The organism is Streptomyces sp. NPDC054956 (assembly GCF_053609185.1).
On record NZ_JBSGXB010000532.1, the window covers coordinates 1 to 2,940 of the forward strand.

General features: G+C 69.1%; 3 protein-coding genes. 1 reads left to right on the forward strand and 2 read right to left on the reverse strand.

Features of this window, described 5'->3' with window-relative positions; translation table 11 throughout:
* Positions 1–362 precede the first annotated feature (362 nt).
* Together ACWGDE_RS37840 and ACWGDE_RS37845 are read right to left on the reverse strand one after the other, a co-directional pair.
* Positions 363–1,274, reverse strand: coding sequence for a GlxA family transcriptional regulator (locus ACWGDE_RS37840; RefSeq protein WP_453393621.1), 912 nt, complete (start codon positions 1,272–1,274; stop codon positions 363–365).
* Positions 1,275–1,281: 7 nt separating this feature from the next.
* Complete coding sequence (locus ACWGDE_RS37845; protein WP_453393622.1) at positions 1,282–1,881, reverse strand: cysteine hydrolase family protein; 600 nt, start codon at positions 1,879–1,881, stop codon at positions 1,282–1,284.
* A 162-nt stretch (positions 1,882–2,043) separates the two neighbouring features.
* Here ACWGDE_RS37845 and ACWGDE_RS37850 point away from each other — a divergent pair, with 162 nt between their 5' ends.
* Positions 2,044–2,550, forward strand: coding sequence for a hypothetical protein (locus ACWGDE_RS37850; protein WP_453393623.1), 507 nt, complete (start codon positions 2,044–2,046; stop codon positions 2,548–2,550).
* Positions 2,551–2,940: the final 390 nt, after the last annotated feature.

Sequence of the window (2,940 nt, forward strand, 5' to 3'; positions counted from 1 at the left end):
AACCAGGACTTGCCGGGACCGAACGCCTGGAAGTGGCTTCGCTGGTACATCGCCCCCGACTCCTACATCGAATGAGCCACCGCTTCGCACCCACGATGCGCGTTTGACGTGCAGACGGGGGTTCCTCCAGACGCCGCATCCCAGCCGATCGTGGAACGTGCGGTTCGAACAGACTTCTGATGCCATCGCTGGAGAAGCTGGGCCTGCGCTGGAACAAGGTCGATCCATCCCTGCCGGTCCTGAAGAAGCTGGAGCGGCGGGGGTGCATCGTCCCTGGCGCTCACAGACTCGCCGTCGTCGTCCTGCGCGCCGGATGTCGCTGGGCTCGACGAGGACGACGAGGACGACGAGGACGACGAGGACTATTGGGCCGTGCGGGCGCGGAGGCGGCGCAGCATGCGGGGGTCCTCGAATCCGACCGCGCGGGCAGCGGCATCGATCGTTGCGCCTTGGCTGATGAGGTGTTGGGCGTGTTCGAGGCGCAGGGTCTGCTGGTAGCGCAGGGGGGTGAGTCCGGTGGCACGGCTGAAGAGGCGGGTGAGGGTGCGTTCGCTCACGCCGACGGCCGCGGCGAGGGTCGGCAGGGGGAGTGGTTGGTCGAAGCGGGTGTCGATGAGGTCCTGGGCTCGGTGCACGGTGTCGTCGAGGTGGGACCGGTGTCGGAGCATCGCGCTGGACTGCGGGTCGTGGCCGTTGCGGCGGGCGTAGACGACCATGTCCCGGGCCACTTGGGCGGCGGCGGCCGGGCCGTGCCGGGTGGCGACCAGGTGCAGGGCCAGATCGATGCCGCTGGCGATACCGGCCGAGGTGATCACCCGGTCGTCGGCGGTGAACAGGACATCGCGGACGACCACCGACCGGGGGTGGCGCAGGGCCAGCTCGTCCTGCAGTTCGTGGTGAGTGGTGCAGCGGCGGCCGTCGAGCAGGCCGGCCTGGCCGAGGGCGTCGGCTCCGGCGCAGACGCTGGCCACCGTCCCACCCCGTGCGTGGTGGTCCCGGAGGACCTGGAGGAAGGCGGCGCCGATGGCGGGGCCGTCGGCCAGGACGCCCGGCCACCAGCCGGGCACCACGATCAGATCCTCGGGCCCGAGCTCGGGCCACTCGAGCCCGGCCAGCAAGGGCAGGCCCTGGGCGGTGGAGATCTGCGGCTGCTCGGCGACGTAGGCGAGCGTGTAGGGATACCCGAAGTCGGCCGCGGTGGAGAACACCTGCGCGGGGCCGGCCAGGTCCAGCAATTGGACTCCGGGAACGAGGAAGAAGACAACTAGGCTCACGATTCGGTCATCGTACGGGTTCCGCCGCGGCTTCCAGCTCGTCGATCGTCGCGATGGTGGCGAAGCGTCCGGCGAGCACGTACTCGGTGCGCCTGATGACCTCCGCCGACGGAAGCGTGCGGGGGTCGGCAAGGAGTTCGGCGACGCTCTGGTCGGCGGGGGCGTCGCGGTGGGGAATGGGATGCGTCGCGGTCGCGTCGATCACGAAGGTGACCTCGTACCCGAGATCGCATGCCACGCGGGTGGTCGTCTCCGCGCACTGTTCGGTACGGATACCGCAGACGGTGAGCTCGCGGATGCCGTGGACGGTGAGGAGCTGCTGCAGGTTGGTGGTGGTGAAGGCGTTGTGCGATGTCTTGTGGATCACCGGCTCCCCGTCCACGAGCTCCAGCTCCGTCATCAGCCGGACATGGCCGAGTGCCGGATCGAAGACATCGCCGGCGCCGGGCTCGGAGTGCAGCACCCACACCACCAGGTCCCCCGCCTGCCGGGAGATCCGGACCAGGCGATTCACCTTCTCGGCGATACCCGGGTCGGAGATCGCTTCCCACAGCGGCTCGGCGCGGAAGGACTCCTGGACATCGATGACGATCAGTGCTCGGTTCATGCCCCCAAGCCTGCCCCGCGCGGAGGCCGCGGGACAGGCCGCATCGGGTCCGGCAGCGGACCGATCCGGTCATCAGGGGGCTAGGCGGTCAAGCAGCATGGGCAGGGGTGCGACACACTGCCCGAGGTCGGTGGGCAGCCGACTGTGCGCGGGAGGCGAGGAATGAGATCACTCGAACTGGTCCGGATCGAAGCCGGACTGCATGACTGGGCAGCCATGCGGTGCGGCTGTTCCTGGCAAGGAAGACGCAACTCCGCCGAACACCTTCCGGCCGAATTCATCGAGATGCTGGAGAGCGGATCCCCACTGCAGGTTGAGGAGTGGGCGGAGAACCATGCCTACATCCTGTCGAACTCGAAGGAGCCGGCGGTGGCGGTGACGTCGCTCGTCGTCGCCGCTCTGGCAGGACGGCCGCCGGTCGAGTCCCGGCACGAACTGCTGTGGACATTGTCCGTCCTGGCTGGCGGGGAGCCGGCGGACAAGGGTGACGAGTGCCTGGACGTCGTTCGGCGGGCCACCTGGATCCTCTATGAGGAGCTGGCGGCGGGCGAACAGGTGGGCACCTCGGGGTTGGCCTACGAGCTGCTCATGTTCATGGACGAGCAGGCCGACCGCCTGGCGGCATACCACCACATCTACAGGGAGAAGCTGCCCCTGCACCTGAGGTAGCAGTGCCGACTCTCGTCAGGCTGAGGTGCCCCGGTGGCGGGGCGGGTCTTCACAGCGGCCGTTCCTGGGATACCTGCGGGCCGAGAACATCAGCGCCGGCAACGGGATGCTCATCGGCGCTCAGGCCCAAGGAGACGTCGTCCGGGCCTGGGCCGCCCTCGCCGGCTGCCGGGGACCGGGCGGCGATGACCGGCAGCCGGAGACGGAGGCGCTGCCGACGACGGTGTTGGTGGAGACCCGCCCGGGAGCCAGCAGCGTCCTGTCAGGCAGATTGCTCGGCACCGTAGTAGCCGTGGCGCATCCGGAACCTCATGGGGTCGGTGCCGTCTGCCTGGATGTGCCCGATCAGCATCGAACGCAGCGGCTCCGGCAGGTCCTTGCCGTGCGCTC

Bases quoted from the DNA above. Each gene is read 5' to 3' on its own strand.
- ACWGDE_RS37845 (WP_453393622.1), bottom strand. From the start codon at position 1,881: ATGAACCGAGCACTGATCGTCATCGATGTCCAGGAGTCCTTCCGCGCC.
- ACWGDE_RS37850 (WP_453393623.1), top strand. From the start codon at position 2,044: ATGAGATCACTCGAACTGGTCCGGATCGAAGCCGGACTGCATGACTGG.